The sequence below is a fragment of the Blastococcus sp. SYSU DS0619 genome (assembly GCF_054051035.1).
This window is the reverse complement of the sequence record NZ_JBJHAM010000012.1, coordinates 70,025-84,777: the sequence shown is the minus strand read 5'-3', so window position 1 is coordinate 84,777 and position 14,753 is coordinate 70,025. Positions and strand designations below refer to the sequence as shown.

General features: G+C 72.4%; 14 protein-coding genes. 4 read left to right on the top strand and 10 right to left on the bottom strand.

Features of this window, described 5'->3' with window-relative positions:
• Positions 1-44: 44 nt before the first annotated feature.
• Genes ACI79T_RS14235 through ACI79T_RS14200 form a run of 8 tightly spaced genes read right to left on the bottom strand, consistent with a single transcriptional unit; the run spans position 45 to position 7,046 of the window.
• A complete protein-coding gene (locus tag ACI79T_RS14235) occupies positions 45-452 on the bottom strand; it encodes a metal-sulfur cluster assembly factor (protein WP_456610726.1) in 408 nt (135 codons plus the stop codon).
• Complete coding sequence (gene sufU / locus ACI79T_RS14230; protein WP_456610725.1) at positions 449-943, bottom strand: Fe-S cluster assembly sulfur transfer protein SufU; 495 nt, start codon at positions 941-943, stop codon at positions 449-451. Before sufU ends, ACI79T_RS14235 begins: the two co-directional genes overlap by 4 nt.
• Positions 943-2,286: a cysteine desulfurase gene (locus ACI79T_RS14225; RefSeq protein ID WP_456610724.1), complete on the bottom strand. Its 1,344-nt coding sequence runs from the start codon at positions 2,284-2,286 to the stop codon at positions 943-945. The genes sufU and ACI79T_RS14225 overlap by 1 nt, the downstream gene beginning before the upstream one ends.
• Positions 2,283-3,056 (bottom strand): Fe-S cluster assembly ATPase SufC, encoded by a 774-nt coding sequence (gene sufC / locus ACI79T_RS14220; protein ID WP_456610723.1) that lies wholly within the window; start codon positions 3,054-3,056, stop codon positions 2,283-2,285. The genes ACI79T_RS14225 and sufC overlap by 4 nt, the downstream gene beginning before the upstream one ends.
• Before the next feature lie 15 nt (positions 3,057-3,071).
• Positions 3,072-3,425 carry a Rieske (2Fe-2S) protein gene (locus ACI79T_RS14215; protein WP_456610722.1) on the bottom strand — a complete coding sequence of 118 codons (354 nt, stop codon included), beginning with the start codon at positions 3,423-3,425 and terminating at the stop codon, positions 3,072-3,074.
• A gap of 2 nt (positions 3,426-3,427) precedes the next feature.
• The gene (sufD, locus tag ACI79T_RS14210) at positions 3,428-4,744 is read right to left on the bottom strand and encodes a Fe-S cluster assembly protein SufD (RefSeq protein ID WP_456610721.1); all 1,317 of its coding nucleotides are present in this window, start codon (positions 4,742-4,744) and stop codon (positions 3,428-3,430) included.
• The gene (gene sufB / locus ACI79T_RS14205; protein ID WP_456610720.1) at positions 4,744-6,183 is read right to left on the bottom strand and encodes a Fe-S cluster assembly protein SufB; all 1,440 of its coding nucleotides are present in this window, start codon (positions 6,181-6,183) and stop codon (positions 4,744-4,746) included. Before sufB ends, sufD begins: the two co-directional genes overlap by 1 nt.
• Entirely contained in the window at positions 6,180-7,046 is an 867-nt protein-coding gene (locus ACI79T_RS14200) for a helix-turn-helix transcriptional regulator (RefSeq protein WP_456610719.1), read from the bottom strand. The genes sufB and ACI79T_RS14200 overlap by 4 nt, the downstream gene beginning before the upstream one ends.
• Before the next feature lie 165 nt (positions 7,047-7,211).
• Here ACI79T_RS14200 and ACI79T_RS14195 point away from each other — a divergent pair, with 165 nt between their 5' ends.
• Entirely contained in the window at positions 7,212-8,156 is a 945-nt protein-coding gene (locus ACI79T_RS14195) for a COX15/CtaA family protein (protein WP_456610718.1), read from the top strand.
• A 33-nt stretch (positions 8,157-8,189) separates the two neighbouring features.
• On the opposite strand, the gene ACI79T_RS14190 is transcribed toward ACI79T_RS14195, so the two are convergent.
• The gene (locus tag ACI79T_RS14190; RefSeq protein WP_456610717.1) at positions 8,190-8,423 is read right to left on the bottom strand and encodes a hypothetical protein; all 234 of its coding nucleotides are present in this window, start codon (positions 8,421-8,423) and stop codon (positions 8,190-8,192) included.
• Between the two features lie 106 nt (positions 8,424-8,529).
• Positions 8,530-9,462, bottom strand: a complete 933-nt coding sequence (locus ACI79T_RS14185) for a heme o synthase (RefSeq protein WP_456610716.1) — start codon at positions 9,460-9,462, stop codon at positions 8,530-8,532.
• Between the two features lie 275 nt (positions 9,463-9,737).
• Here ACI79T_RS14185 and tkt point away from each other — a divergent pair, with 275 nt between their 5' ends.
• The 3 genes from tkt to ACI79T_RS14170 are packed head-to-tail and all read left to right on the top strand — an operon-like array spanning position 9,738 to position 14,700.
• Entirely contained in the window at positions 9,738-11,951 is a 2,214-nt protein-coding gene (tkt, locus tag ACI79T_RS14180; RefSeq protein ID WP_456610715.1) for a transketolase, read from the top strand.
• Between the two features lie 44 nt (positions 11,952-11,995).
• Positions 11,996-13,102: a transaldolase gene (gene tal, locus ACI79T_RS14175; RefSeq protein ID WP_456610714.1), complete on the top strand. Its 1,107-nt coding sequence runs from the start codon at positions 11,996-11,998 to the stop codon at positions 13,100-13,102.
• Positions 13,099-14,700: a glucose-6-phosphate isomerase gene (locus ACI79T_RS14170; protein ID WP_456610713.1), complete on the top strand. Its 1,602-nt coding sequence runs from the start codon at positions 13,099-13,101 to the stop codon at positions 14,698-14,700. Before tal ends, ACI79T_RS14170 begins: the two co-directional genes overlap by 4 nt.
• The last annotated feature ends 53 nt before the right edge of the window (positions 14,701-14,753 follow it).

Here is a 14,753-nt window from a genome sequence, read left to right as displayed (position 1 = left end):
GGGACGTCGTGATGGTGCTCCCCCGCGCGAGGCAGGGGGACGACTCAGACGCGGAAGCCCAGGGCGCGCAGCTGCTCGCGGCCGTCGTCGGTGATCTTGTCCGGGCCCCACGGCGGCATCCAGACCCAGTTGATCCGGATGTCGTCGACCAGGCCGGGGCCGGGGCCGCCGGTGAGCGCCTGGCGCGCCTGGTCCTCGATGACGTCGGTCAGCGGGCAGGCCGCCGAGGTCAGCGTCATGTCGATGATGGCGACGCTGTTGTCCCCGTTGCTGTCGTCGACGTCCAGGCCGTAGACGAGGCCGAGGTCGACGACGTTCACGCCGAGCTCGGGGTCGACGACGTCGCGCATGGCCTCTTCGAGGTCCTCGAGCAGCGCCGACTTGTAGGCCGGCAGGTCGCCCGGGGCGCCGTCGGTCGCGGGGGTGGCGTTCTCTGTGCTGCTCTCGGTCATGGGGTTCCTCCGGTCGGGGCGGTGGGGAGGGTGGCCGGCGTCGCGGTGGTGGACATGGCCCGGGCGGACGCGTCCTTGAGGGCCATCCAGCTCATCAGCGCGCACTTGATCCGCGCCGGGTACTTGGACACCCCGGCGAACGCCACGGCGTCCTCCAGCTCGTCCTCGAGCTTCTCGGCCACCGCGGGGTCACCCTTGGCCTGCATCAGGGTCATGAAGTGCTCGCCGGTCTCCAGCGCCTCGGTCACCCGCTTGCCGACCACCAGGTCGTACATCGCGGAGACCGATGCCTGGCTGATCGAGCAGCCCATGCCCTCGTAGGACACGTCGGCGACCGTGTCCCCGTCGAGCTTGACCCGCAGGGTCACCTCGTCACCGCACGTCGGGTTGACGTGGTGCACCTCGGCGTCGAACGGGTCGCGCAGACCGCGCCCGTGCGGGTTCTTGTAGTGGTCCAGGATGATCTCCTGGTACATCGACTCCAGCTGCATCAGCTCGCTGCTCCCTCGCTGTCTTCAGAGGGTGCAACACCGAAGAAGCGCTGAGCTTCCCGGATGCCGTCGGCGAGCGCGTCGACGTCGTCGTAGCCCGTGTGCACGTAGAACGTGGCGCGGGTCGTCGCCGGGACGCCGTAGCGGCGCACCACCGGCCAGGCGCAGTGGTGCCCCACGCGGACGGCGATGCCGAGGTCGTCGAGCACCTGGCCGACGTCGTGCGGGTGGATGCCCTCGACGGTGAAGGAGATCGCTCCCCCGCGGGCGACGGTGTCGGGCGGGCCGATCACGGTGACGCCGGGGATCTCGGCCAGCTTCCCCAGCGCGTAACCGGTGAGCACCTTCTCGTGCTGCTCGACCTTGTCCATGCCCAGGGCCTGCAGGTAGTCGACGGCGGCGCCGAGCCCGACCACCTGGGCGGTCATGGGCACGCCGGCCTCGAAGCGCTGCGGCGGGGGCATGAAGGTGCTGCCCTCCATCCGCACGACCTCGATCATCGAGCCACCGGTGAGGAAGGGCGGCAGCTTGTCGAGCACCTCGTAGCGGCCCCAGAGGACGCCGACGCCGGTGGGCCCGAGCATCTTGTGGCCGGAGAACACCAGGAAGTCCGCACCGAGCGTGGTGACGTCGACCGGCTGGTGCGGCACCGACTGCGCGCCGTCGACCAGCACGAGCGCGCCCACCGCGTGGGCGCGGGCCACGATCTCCTCGAGCGGGTTGATCGTGCCGAGGATGTTCGACTGCTGGGTGACCGCGACCAGCTTGGTGCGCTCGTTGACCACGGTCTCGAGGTCCGAGAGGTCCAGCCGCCCGTCGTCGGTCAGCCCGAGCCAGCGCAGGGTCGCCCCGGTGCGCTCGCACAGCTGCTGCCACGGCAGGAGGTCGGCGTGGTGCTCCATCTCGGTGACCACGATCTCGTCACCCTGGCCGACGGCGTAGGTGCGGAACTCCGGCTCCTTCGCCGTGACGGCGTTGGAGAGCGCGTACGCCACCAGGTTGATCGCCTCGGTGGTGTTCCGGGTGAAGACGATCTCGTTCTCGGGGGCACCGAGGAACGCGCCGATCTTCGCCCGGGCCTCCTCGTAGGCGGCGGTCGCCTCCTCGGCGAGCTGGTGGGCTCCCCGGTGCGGCGCGGCGTTGATGTTCTCGTAGAACCACCGCTCGGCGTCGAGCACCGAGCGCGGCTTCTGCGACGTCGCCCCGGAGTCGAGGTAGACCAGCCGCTTCCCGTCCCGGACGGTGCGCGTCAGGATCGGGAAGTCCGCCCGGATCGCCTCGACGTCCAGGGGCAGGGGCACCTGCTGCGCCCGGGCTCCGGGACGCGAGACGGTCTGGGTCATGACGGGCTGACCTCCGCGGACGCCTTGAGGTAGGACGCGTAGCCCTCGTTCTCCAGCTTGTCGGCCAGCTCGGAGCCGCCTTCCTCGACGACCTTGCCGTTGACGAAGACGTGCACGAAGTCCGGCTTGATGTAGCGCAGGATCCGCGTGTAGTGCGTGATCAGCAGGACGCCGATGTCACCCTCCGCGCGGGAGCGGTTGACGCCCTCGGAGACCACGCGCAGCGCGTCGACGTCGAGGCCGGAGTCGGTCTCGTCGAGGATCGCGATCTTCGGCTTGAGCAGCCGCATCTGCAGGATCTCGTGGCGCTTCTTCTCACCGCCGGAGAAGCCCTCGTTGACGTTGCGCTCGGCGAACGCCGAGTCCATCTCCAGGCCGGTCATCTCGGTCTTGACGTCCTTGACCCAGGTGCGCAGCTTGGGGGCCTCGCCCTTGATGGCGGTGGCCGCGGTGCGCAGGAAGTTCGACACCGAGACGCCGGGGACCTCGACCGGGTACTGCATGGCGAGGAACAGGCCGGCGCGGGCGCGCTCGTCGACGCTCATGGCGAGGACGTCCTCGCCGTCGAGGGTGACGGTGCCCCCGGTGATCGTGTACTTGGGGTGGCCGGCGATCGAGTAGGCCAGGGTGGACTTGCCCGACCCGTTGGGGCCCATGATCGCGTGGGTCTCGCCCGAGCGGACGGTCAGGTCGACGCCACGGAGGATCTCCTTGGTGTCGTCTCCCTCGCCGACCGTGACGTGCAGGTCGCGGATCTCCAGAACGGACACTTCTCTTCTCGCTCCTCAGTTGCCGGACGCGAGGGGGAGGCGGCCGTCGGCTTCGGTGTCGACGAGCACGTCCTCTCCTTCCACGCGCACGGGGTAGACGTCGACCGGCTCGGTGGCCGGCAGGTTGGTGGGTTCACCGGTGCGCAGGTCGAAGCACGACCCGTGCAGGAAGCACTCGATGGTGGGGGCGCCGTCGAAGGTCTCGACGTCGCCGTCGGTCAGGGGGACGTCGGCGTGCGAGCACCGGTCCTCCAGGGCGTAGACCTGCCCCTCGAAGCGGACGACGGCGACGTCGACGTCCGCGAGCTCGACCCGCAGGGAGCCGTCCTCCGGGACGTCGGCCAGCGCGCAGACCCGCTCGAACGCCATGGTCAGGCCACCTCGACCGGCTGCTCGTCCAGGCCGGGCAGGGCGCCCAGACGGGCGTCGATGGTGGCCATCAGCCGGTCCTGCAGCTCGTTCACGCCGATGTGCTGGACGACGTCGGCGAAGAAGCCGCGCACGACCAGCCGGCGGGCGGTCTCGGCGTCGATGCCCCGCGAGCACAGGTAGAACAGCTGCTCGTCGTCGAACCGGCCGGTGGCGCTGGCGTGGCCGGCGCCGACGATCTCGCCGGTCTCGATCTCCAGGTTGGGCACCGAGTCGGCGCGGGCGCCGTCGGTGAGCACCAGGTTCCGGTTGAGCTCGTAGGTCTCGGTGCCGGTCGCGGCGGGGCGGATGCGGACGTCGCCGATCCAGACCGTGCGCGCACCCTCGCCCTGCAGCGCGCCCTTGTAGAGCACGTTGCTGGTGCAGTTGGGCACCGCGTGGTCGACCCACAGGCGGTGCTCCTGGTGCTGCGTCTCGTCGGAGAAGTAGACGCCGAACAGCTCCGCGGAGCCGCCGGGGCCCGCGTACTGCACGTTGCTGACCAGGCGGACGAGGTCGCCGCCGAGGGTCACCACGATCTGCTTGAACGTGGCGTCCCGGCCGACGACGGCGTCGTACTGACCGCCGTGGATCGCACCCGGGGCCCAGTCCTGCACGGACACGAGGGTGACCTGCGCGCCGTCGCCGACGAGCACGGTGACGCCGCCGGCGTAGCGGGCCAGGCCGGTGTGGTCCAGGACGACGGTCGCCTTGGCGAACGCGCCGACCTCGACGACCAGCTGGCCCCAGACGACGTCCTCGGAGCCGGTGCCGGCCAGGCCGAGCGTGACCGGGCGGTCGACCTGTGCCTCCTGCGCCACCCGGACGACGGCGGCGCCGCCGCTGCGTTGCCGGGCGAGGGCGGCGAGCCGGTCGACCGGGTCGGGCAGGCTCTTGAGCAGCGGGTCGCCGGCCTCGACGCTGGTCAGCTCGACGCCCTCGGGGAGGTCGGTCGTCCAGGAGAGGGATGCATCGGACGCACCGCCGTCGAGCAGCGGCTTGATCCGCTTCATCGGCGTGAACCGCCAGGTCTCCTCGCGGCCGGTGGGCACGCCGAAGGCGTCCGGGTCGGTGGAGGTGAACCGCTCGGCCGGCGAGCCGGTCGGCGCCGGGCCACCGTGCGAGTGCGCGCCCGGGGCGGCCTCCCCGGCGCTGCCGGTGTCGGCGGCCGGGGTGGTCGGCGGGCCCGCCTGCGCACCCACGCCCGGAGCGAACAGCTCCGAGGCGAGGGTGGCCGGCTGGGTGGTGAGATCGGTCGTGCTGGTGGAGTCGCTGGTCATCAGCCGACGGCACCTTCCATCTGCAGTTCGATGAGCCGGTTGAGCTCGAGGGCGTACTCCATGGGCAGCTCGCGGGCGATCGGCTCGACGAACCCGCGCACCACCATCGCCATGGCCTCGTCCTCGGAGAGGCCGCGGCTCATCAGGTAGAAGAGCTGGTCCTCGCTCACGCGGGAGACCGTGGCCTCGTGCCCCATGGAGACGTCGTCCTCGCGGACGTCGACGTAGGGGTAGGTGTCCGAGCGGCTGATGGTGTCGACCAGCAGCGCGTCGCACTTCACCGTGGACTTCGAGCCGTAGGCGCCCTCGTCGACCTGGACCAGGCCGCGGTAGGAGGTACGGCCACCGCCGCGGGCCACCGACTTCGACACGATGGTCGAGGAGGTGTGCGGGGCGGCGTGCACCATCTTGGCGCCGGCGTCCTGGTGCTGGCCCTCGCCCGCGAAGGCGATCGAGAGGACCTCGCCCTTGGCGTGCTCGCCGGTCATCCAGACGGCCGGGTACTTCATCGTCACCTTGGAGCCGAGGTTGCCGTCCACCCACTCCATGGTCGCGCCCTCGTGGGCCACGGCCCGCTTGGTGACCAGGTTGTAGACGTTGTTCGACCAGTTCTGGATGGTCGTGTACCGGCAGCGCGCGTTCTTCTTGACGATGATCTCGACGACCGCGGAGTGCAGGGAGTCGCTCTTGTAGATCGGCGCCGTGCAGCCCTCGACGTAGTGCACGTAGGCGCCCTCGTCGACGATGATCAGCGTCCGCTCGAACTGGCCCATGTTCTCGGTGTTGATCCGGAAGTAGGCCTGCAGCGGGATCTCGACGTGCACGCCCGGCGGCACGTAGATGAACGAGCCACCCGACCAGACGGCGGTGTTCAGCGCGGCGAACTTGTTGTCGCCGGACGGGATCACCGAGCCGAAGTACTCCTGGAAGATCTCCGGGTGCTCCTTGAGGGCCGAGTCGGTGTCCAGGAAGAGCACTCCCTGGTCCTCGAGCTCCTTCTGGATCTGGTGGTAGACGACCTCGGACTCGTACTGGGCGGCGACGCCGGAGACGAGACGCTGCTTCTCCGCCTCCGGGATGCCCAGGCGATCGTAGGTGTTCTTGATGTCGTCGGGCAGGTCCTCCCACGAGGCGGCCTGGGCCTCGGTGGAGCGCACGAAGTACTTGATGTTGTCGAAGTCGATGCCGGAGAGGTCCGAGCCCCAGTCGGGCATCGGCTTGCGGCCGAAGAGCTTGAGGGCCTTGAGCCGGCGCTCGAGCATCCACTCGGGCTCGCTCTTGCGGCGCGAGATGTCGCGGACGACGTCCTCGTCGACGCCGCGACGGGCGGAGGCACCGGCGACGTCGGCGTCCGCCCAGCCGTACTCGTACCGGCCGAGCTGGTCGATCTGCTCGTCCTGCGTCAGCGGCGTGGTCACCGGCTGCTGCGTGCTGGTCATGCGGGCGTCCTCTCCCGGTCGTTCGTGGGGGTGGTGGTGCTCGACGGTGCGGTGCGCTCCCGGACGGGCCGGGACGCTCCTCGCTCACCGGGTACAGGGCGCGCGGGGCCCGTTCTGTTCCCCGCGCGGGTGTGCTCCCGGCTGCCGCCGGGACGGGTCCCGGGCACCAGCGGCCCCGGGATGTGGGTGGTGCAGATCCCGTCGCCGTGGGCGATGGTGGCCAGCCGCTGCACGTGGGTGCCCACGAGCCGGCCGATCACCGCGGTCTCGGCCTCGCACAGCTGCGGGAACTCCGCCGCGACGTGCGCCACCGGGCAGTGGTGCTGGCACAGCTGCCCACCGCCGGAGAGCGCCGAGGCGGTGGCAGCGTAGCCCTCGGCGGTCAGCGCGGCGGCGAGGGCCTGCGCCCGGTCGACCGGCTGCCCGGGCCGCGCCCGGACCGTCTCCTCGACGGCTGTGGAGGCCCGCTGCTCGAGGCCGGCCAGCTGCTGCTCGGCGACGGCCCGGACGGCGGCGGGGCCACCGGCGGCGGCGACGTACCGCAGGGCGGTCAGCGCCAGGTCGTCGTAGGCGTGCGGGAAGGCCGAGCGGCCGGCGTCGGTGAGGTGGAAGCGCCGGGCCGGGCGGCCACGCCCGCGGTGCGCCCCGGACCCACCGAGGTCACCTGCGCGCTCCTGCACCCGGCCGGTGGCCAGCAGGGCGTCGAGGTGCCGGCGGACAGCGGCCGGGGAGATGCCCAGCCGGCCGGCCAGCTCGGTGGCCGACTGCGGCCCGTGCTCGAGGAGGAGGGCGGAGACGCGGTCGCGGGTGCGCCCGTCGTCGGCGGGCGCCGACGGCCGGGGGTGTGCCGCGAGGGATTCCACAACACGAGTGTGTCCTATTTCGAGCACGCTGCAAGCAAGGTCGACCTAAGAAGGGCCGCCTGAGGGACCAGCCGTGACCAGGCTCACCACCTTCCCGTGACCACGCTCTCGGCCCGGCCTGCCGCGAGGGCCGGATCCACCGGCGCGACCGCCTAGCATCGGGTCGTGCCGGTACTGCCCACCGCCTTCTCCCCCGCCACCGTCTCGCGCCTGGCGTTCGCCAACCTGGTCGCCAACGGCCTGATCGTGGTCACCGGCGGCGCCGTCCGCCTGACCGGCTCCGGTCTGGGCTGCCCGACCTTCCCGACGTGCACCGAGGACAGCCTCGTGACCACGCCGGAGATGGGCGTCCGCGGGGTCATCGAGTTCGGCAACCGCACGCTCACCTTCCTGCTGGCCGCCATCGCCCTGGCGGTGCTGGTGGCGGTGTGGCGCTCCCCCCGGCGCGACCTGCGCCCGCTGGCGGTGCTCCTCTTCCTGGGCATCCCGGCCCAGGCCGGGCTGGGCGGCATCACCGTCCTCACCGGGCTCAACCCGTGGACGGTGGCCGCGCACTTCCTCATCTCCATGGCGCTCGTGGCGGTCGCGACGGTGCTCTGGCTGCGCTCGCGCGAGCCCGGGGTGGGCCGGCCGCTGGTGCGGCGCCCGCTGGCGCTCCTGGTGCGCGGGCTCGCCGCCGTCAGCGCGCTGACGCTCGTGCTGGGCACGCTGGTGACCGGCAGCGGCCCGCACAGCGGCGACGTCGACGACAACGACGTGCCCACCGGTGACCGCATGGGCTTCGACCTGGAGCTGATCAGCCAACTGCACGCGGACGCCGTCTTCCTGCTCGTCGGCCTGACCATCGCGCTGCTGGTGGCCCTCCACGCGACCGATGCCCCCGGGCGCATCCGGCGGGCGGCCCGCGATCTGCTGATCATCGAGCTGGCGCAGGGCGTCATCGGGTACGTGCAGTACTTCACCGGCCTGCCGATCGTGCTGGTGCTGCTGCACATGCTGGGCGCCGTGCTGATCGCCGCGTTCACCGCGCGGCTGGTGTGGGCCGTCCGCGGGCCGGCCTCGGACCTGCCGCTGAGCAGCTCGCCGCAGCCGGCGGCCGCCACCCGCTGACCTGCGGGCGCCGCAGCAGCGCGGCCCCCGACGTCAGGTGTGCCAGACCAGGACGACGGCGGTCGCTCCCGACGCGCACTCCCACCGGCCCGCGGTGACCGACTCCCCGTCGGCGGCGTGCGGGACATCGGTGGTGAGCGCGGTGCGGGCGTCGGCCCAGGCCGGCCAGGCGTCGTCCTCGTCGTGCCAGACGACCCGCCCGCCGGGCAGGTACGCCACGACCGGGCAGCCGGACTCCACCAGCGGCTCGATCTCGCGGCGCGTCAAGCGGGTCGCACGGCGCCGGTAGGTCCGCCCGTCGGGTCCCGCCAGTGTCCCCATCCCGAAGACGCTCCAGTCCCCGTCGGGGAGCTCCCGCCGCACGGCGTGCCGCTCAGACGAAGACGTCGACGATGATCGCGACCGACAGCAGCGCCATGTAGGAGATCGAGACGTGGAACAGCTGCATCGGCCTGGTCTCGGCCCCGCGCCGGATCCGGGAGTGCAGCCGGTGCGCCTCGACCAGGAACCACGCGCCGAGGGCCGCGGCCGGCACCGTGTACACCCAGCCGATGCCGTACTCGCCGCCCAGCGGCGCCAGCAGCAGCGAGACCGCCACCGTCAGCCAGGTCCAGACGACGGTCTGCCGGCCCACGGACAGCTCGGAGGCGACGACGGGGAGCATCGGGACGTCGGCGCGCGCGTAGTCCTCGCGGAACCGCATCGCCAGCGCCCAGAAGTGCGGCAACTGCCAGCAGAAGACGACGCCGAAGAAGATCCAGGCCGGCCAGGCGAGCGAACCGGTGACGGCGGCCCAGCCGATGAGCACCGGCGCGGCACCGGGCACCCCGCCGAACAGGGTGCTGTGCCGGGTGCGCCGCTTCAGCACCGCCGTGTAGATGACGGCGTAGTAGAAGATCGCCCCCGCGGCGAGGGCGGCGGCCAGCGGCGTCGTCGTGAGCGCCAGCAGGCCGATCGCGAGCACCGTGAGGACGACGCCGAACGTGAAGGCGTTCCGGGCGCTGACCTCGCCGGTCACGAGGGCCCGGCGCTCGGTCCGGCGCATCAGCCGGTCGATGTCGCGGTCGTACCAGCAGTTGAAGACGTTGGCCGCACCGGCGGCGAGCGTGCCGCCGACCATCGTGGCGACCAGCAGCCCCCACGAGGGCCACCCGCGCGCCGCCACGATCATCGCCGGGAGGGTGGTGATGAGCAGCAGCTCGATGATGCGGGGCTTGGTGAGGCCGACGTAGGCCCCGACCCGGGCACGCAACCGGGTGGTGAGACGAGCAGCGGAGGCAGCGGGGCGCTCGGAGAGCGCCGTCACCGGGTGCCCTCGTGCGCGGTCGCGCGCGGGCAGCAGGGCACCACGGGATCCCTTCGAACCGGGGGGCGGAACTCCCCCACTGTAGCCCCGGGCGGTTCGCGGGCGACCGCACGGCATGACCTGCGATGACTAGGGTTGATCACGTTGCTGCCGGGGGTGGAGCGGGTAGGGGCGACGCCGACGACGTCGTCACGCCCCCGGTCCCGGGCCGCCTCCGGGCGCCCGACCGCCTGCCCGGCACGACGTCAGGCCTACCTCGAGGGAGAACCCACCAGATGGACACGCGAAGCACGCACGCGGAGGCCCCGGCCGAGGCGGCGACCGACACGCCGACCGGCAACCCGTCGCAGCCGCAGCCGACGCTCCCCGCGGACTTCGGGGACCTGGACCGCCGGGCCATCGACACCGCCCGCGTGCTCGCGATGGACGCCGTCCAGAAGGTGGGCAACGGCCACCCGGGCACGGCCATGAGCATGGCCCCGACCGCGTACCTGCTGTTCCACAAGTGGCTGCGGCACGACCCCACCCAGCCGAACTGGGTCGCCCGCGACCGCTTCATCCTCTCGATGGGGCACTCCAGCCTCACGCTGTACGTGCAGCTGTTCCTCTCCGGCTACGGCCTGGAGCTCGACGACCTGAAGGCGCTGCGGACCTGGGGCTCGAAGACGCCGGGCCACCCCGAGGTCAACCACACCCCGGGCGTCGAGACGACCACCGGGCCGCTGGGCCAGGGCGTCGGCAACGCGGTCGGCATGGCGATGGCCGCCCGCCGCGAGCGCGGCATGCTGGACCCGGACGCCCCCGAGGGCGAGAGCCTCTTCGACCACTCCATCTGGTGCTTCGCCTCCGACGGCGACATGGAGGAGGGCGTCAGCGGTGAGGCGTCGTCGCTGGCCGGCACGCAGAAGCTCGGCAACCTGACGCTGGTCTACGACGACAACAAGATCTCCATCGAGGACGACACGACGGTCGCCTTCACCGAGGACGTCGGCAAGCGCTACGAGGCCTACGGCTGGCACGTGCAGCACGTCGACGACGGTGAGGACCTCGCCGCCGTCGACGCCGCGTTCGCCGCCGCGAAGGCCGAGACCACCCGGCCGTCCCTGATCGTGCTGCGGACGGTCATCGCCTGGCCGGCCCCCACGAAGCAGAACACCGGTGCGTCCCACGGCTCGGCGCTCGGCGAGGACGAGGTCCGCGCCACCAAGGAGATCCTCGGCTTCGACCCCGAGCGCACCTTCCAGGTCGACGACGACGTGCTCACCCACGCCCGCTCGGTCGTGGACAAGGGCCGTGCCGACCGCGCGGAGTGGGAGGAGCGGTTCGCCGCCTGGGAGCAGGCGAACCCCGAGGGCGCCGCCCTGCTGGCCCGGATGCGCGAGCGCCGGCTGCCGGAGGGCTGGGCCGAGGACCTGCCCTCCTTCCCTGCCGACGAGAAGGGCGTGGCCACCCGCAAGGCCTCCGGGAAGGTGCTCGCCGAGCTCTACCCGCGGCTGCCCGAGCTCTGGGGCGGCTCCGCCGACCTCGCGGAGAGCAACAACACCGCGGTGGAGGGCGAACCGTCGTTCCTGCCCGCCGACCGGCAGACGAAGATGTGGTCCGGTGGCCCGTTCGGGCGCACCATCCACTTCGGCGTCCGCGAGCACGCCATGGGCGCGGTGATGAACGGCATCGCCCTGCACGGCGGCACCCGCGTGTACGGCGGCACCTTCCTCACGTTCTCCGACTACATGCGCGGCGCCGTCCGGCTGGCTGCGCTCATGCAGCTGCCGGTCACCTACGTCTGGACCCACGACTCCATCGGCCTGGGTGAGGACGGCCCGACCCACCAGCCGATCGAGCACTTCGCCGCGCTGCGCGCGATCCCGGGGCTCGACGTCGTGCGGCCGGCGGACGCCAACGAGGTGACCGCAGCCTGGCGGACGATCCTGGAGAACAACGACCGCCCGGCCGGCCTGCTGCTGTCCCGGCAGAACCTGCCGGTGTTCGACCGCGCGGAGTTCGGCTCGGCCGACGGCGTCGCCCGCGGCGCCTACGTCCTCGCCGAGGCGTCGAACGGCAGCCCCGACGTGATCCTGCTCGGCACCGGTTCCGAGGTGCAGATCGCCATGGCCGCCCGCGACCGCCTGGAGGCCGAGGGCGTCCCGACCCGGGTCGTCTCCGTGCCGTGCGTCGAGTGGTTCGCCGACCAGGAGCAGTCCTACAAGGACGAGGTGCTCCCGCCCTCGGTCCGCGCCCGGGTCAGCGTCGAGGCGGGCGTGCCCATGGGGTGGCGCGAGTTCGTCGGCGACGCCGGCCGGATCGTCGGCCTGACCCACTACGGCGCCAGCGCGTCCTACTCCGTGCTCTACGAAGAGTTCGGCCTGACCGACGAGGCCGTCGTGACCGCCGCGCGCGAGAGCCTCGAGGCGGCCCGCAACGGCACCGCCGTCCCCGCCGGTCCGGTCGCGGCCACCGGCGGCCTGCCCCAGGCGACCGGCGACCGCTGACCGGCGCCGTCCTGACCATCCCTCCAGCCCGAAAGGCATCCGTCATGGCACAGAACGAGAACCTCGCCGAACTGTCGTCCGCAGGGGTCGCCGTCTGGCTCGACGACCTGTCGCGTGACCGCATCCGCAGCGGGAACCTGCAGTCCCTGGTCGACGAGCACTCCGTCGTCGGCGTCACCACGAACCCCAGCATCTTCGCCGCGGCGATCAGCGGCTCGAAGTCCTACGACGACCAGCTGCACGCCATGGCGACCCGCAAGGTGAGCGTGGAGGAGGCGCTGCGCACCATCACCGCCGCCGACGTCCGCGACGCCTGCGACCTGCTGCGGCCGCTGGCCGAGCGGCAGCCCGGCGACGGGCGGGTCTCCCTCGAGGTGGCGCCGAACCTGGCCGACGACACCGACGCCACGGCGGCGGAGGCCGCCCACCTGTGGTGGCTGGTCGACCGGCCGAACCTCTTCATCAAGATCCCGGCGACCGAGGCCGGGCTGCCGGCGATCACCACGTCGATCGCCCGCGGGATCAGTGTCAACGTCACCCTCATCTTCAGCCTCGAGCGCTACCGCGCGGTCATGGACGCCTACCTCTCCGGCATCGAGCAGCGGCTGGCCGACGACCCGGAGGCCGACCTGTCGGGCCTGGAGTCGGTGGCCTCGTTCTTCGTGTCCCGCGTGGACAGCGAGATCGACGCGCGCCTCGACGCGGCCGGCGCCGACGCGTCGCTGAAGGGGAAGGCGGGCGTGGCCAACGCCCAGCTGGCGTACCAGGCCTACGAGGAGGTCTTCTCCTCCGACCGGTGGCAGGCGCTGGAGGCGAAGGGGGCCCGGCGGCAGCGGCCGCTGTGGGCCTCCACGGGCGTCAAGAACCCGGACTACTCCGACACGCTGTACATCAGCGAGCTGATCGCCCCCGGCACGGTCAACACCATGCCGGAGAAGACGCTCATGGCCTACGCCGACCACGGCACCCCGGGCACGCCGGTCCAGAAGTCCTACGAGGACGCCGCGGCCGTCATGAAGGCCGTCGCCGACGCCGGGGTCGACCTCGACGACGTCTTCCGCGTGCTCGAGACCGAGGGCGTGCAGAAGTTCGTCGACTCCTGGGACGAGCTGACCGAGTCGGTGCGCACCGAGCTGGAGGACAAGGCGTGACCCTAGGGTTCAGCTGCACGGGGCTGGAGGTCCCCGAGCCGGTACGGGTCCAGCTCCGGCAGGACGACGTCACCGCGCGGCTGGTCCGCAAGGACCCGACCCTGTGGGGTGCCGAAGCCGAGAGCGAGGCCGCCGTCCGGCTGGGCTGGCTGGACCTGCCGGCCACCTCGCGGTCACTGGTCACCCAGCTGGCCGACCTCCGCGCGCAGCTCGCCGCCGAGGGGCTGGACCGGATCGTGCTCTGCGGCATGGGCGGCTCCTCCCTGGCCCCGGAGGTCATCTGCCGCACGGCCGGCGTGCCCCTGGTCGTCCTGGACACCACCGACCCCGGCCAGCTCATGGCGGCCATGACCGACCTGGGACGCACCGTCGTGGTGGTCAGCTCCAAGTCGGGCGGCACCGTCGAGACCGAGAGCCAGCGCCGCGCCTTCATCGCGGCGTTCGCCCGGGAAGGCCTCGACGAGGCCCAGATCGGCGCGCGGTTCGTGGTGGTCACCGATCCCGGGTCGCCGCTGGCCGAGACCGCCATGGCCATGGGCGCCCGCGCGGTGTTCCTGGCCGACCCGACGGTCGGCGGCCGGTACAGCGCCCTCTCCGCGTTCGGGCTGGTGCCTTCCGCGCTGGCCGGGGCCGACGTCGCCGCGCTGGTCGACGACGCCGAGGCGCTGGCCGAGCGGCTCGCCGACCCCGGGAACGCCGCCATGGAGCTGGGCATCGCCCTGGGCGCGGGCTTCCGCACCGGCCGGGACAAGCTCGCCCTGGCCGACGCCGGCGACACGTCCATCCAGGGCTTCGGCGACTGGGCCGAGCAGCTGATCGCCGAGTCCACCGGCAAGGAGGGCCGCGGCATCCTGCCCGTGGTGCTGGAGTCGCCGGAGGCGCCCGGGGCCGCCGGGCCCGACGTGCTGTTCGCCCTCGTGGGTGCCCAGGCGCCCGCGCAGCCGGCCGCCATCTGCGTGACCGGCCCGCTGGGTGCCCAGTTCCTCGGATGGGAGTACGCCACCGCCGTCGCCGGTCGGGTGCTGGGGATCAACCCCTTCGACCAGCCGAACGTGACCGAGAGCAAGGAGAACACCGCGGCGATCCTCGCCGCCGGGCTGCCCGACGAGCAGCCGGTCGCGACGATCGGCGCGGTCGAGATCCGCGGCACCGCGCCGGTGCTCCACGGGGTGGACCTCTCCTCGCACGACGGGCTCTCGCTGGCGCTCGACGCACTGCTGGCGTCGATCCCGCCCCGCGGCTACCTGGCCGTCATGGCGTACCTCGACCGGCTCGGCGACGCCCGCGCCGCGGACGTGCGGGCGGCGTTCGCCCGGCGGACCGAGCACGCGGTGACCTTCGGGTGGGGGCCGCGCTTCCTGCACTCCACCGGCCAGTACCACAAGGGCGGTCCGCAGGTCGGCGCCTTCCTGCAGATCACCGGGGCGGTCGACGAGGACCTCCCCGTGCCGGACCAGACGTACACCTTCGGCACCCTCCAGTCCGCACAGGCGGCGGGCGACCGGAAGGCGCTCGCCGACCGGGACCGGCCGCTGCTCCACCTGCACCTCACCGACCGGGCGGCGGGCATCGGCCAGCTGCTCACCGCACTGGGCTGACCCCCGGCACACCCCTGCCGGGGCTCGATCCGCGCCTGCCCCACCCCGACCAC

What these genes read in the sequence shown, in the direction of transcription:
- ACI79T_RS14225 (WP_456610724.1), bottom strand. Translation starts at nt 2,286, where the DNA reads ATGACCCAGACCGTCTCGCGTCCCGGAGCCCGGGCGCAGCAGGTGCCC.
- sufB (WP_456610720.1), bottom strand. Translation starts at nt 6,183, where the DNA reads ATGACCAGCACGCAGCAGCCGGTGACCACGCCGCTGACGCAGGACGAG.
- sufD (WP_456610721.1), bottom strand. Translation starts at nt 4,744, where the DNA reads ATGACCAGCGACTCCACCAGCACGACCGATCTCACCACCCAGCCGGCC.
- ACI79T_RS14215 (WP_456610722.1), bottom strand. Translation starts at nt 3,425, where the DNA reads ATGGCGTTCGAGCGGGTCTGCGCGCTGGCCGACGTCCCGGAGGACGGC.
- sufU (WP_456610725.1), bottom strand. Translation starts at nt 943, where the DNA reads ATGCAGCTGGAGTCGATGTACCAGGAGATCATCCTGGACCACTACAAG.
- tal (WP_456610714.1), top strand. Translation starts at nt 11,996, where the DNA reads ATGGCACAGAACGAGAACCTCGCCGAACTGTCGTCCGCAGGGGTCGCC.
- ACI79T_RS14235 (WP_456610726.1), bottom strand. Translation starts at nt 452, where the DNA reads ATGACCGAGAGCAGCACAGAGAACGCCACCCCCGCGACCGACGGCGCC.
- tkt (WP_456610715.1), top strand. Translation starts at nt 9,738, where the DNA reads ATGGACACGCGAAGCACGCACGCGGAGGCCCCGGCCGAGGCGGCGACC.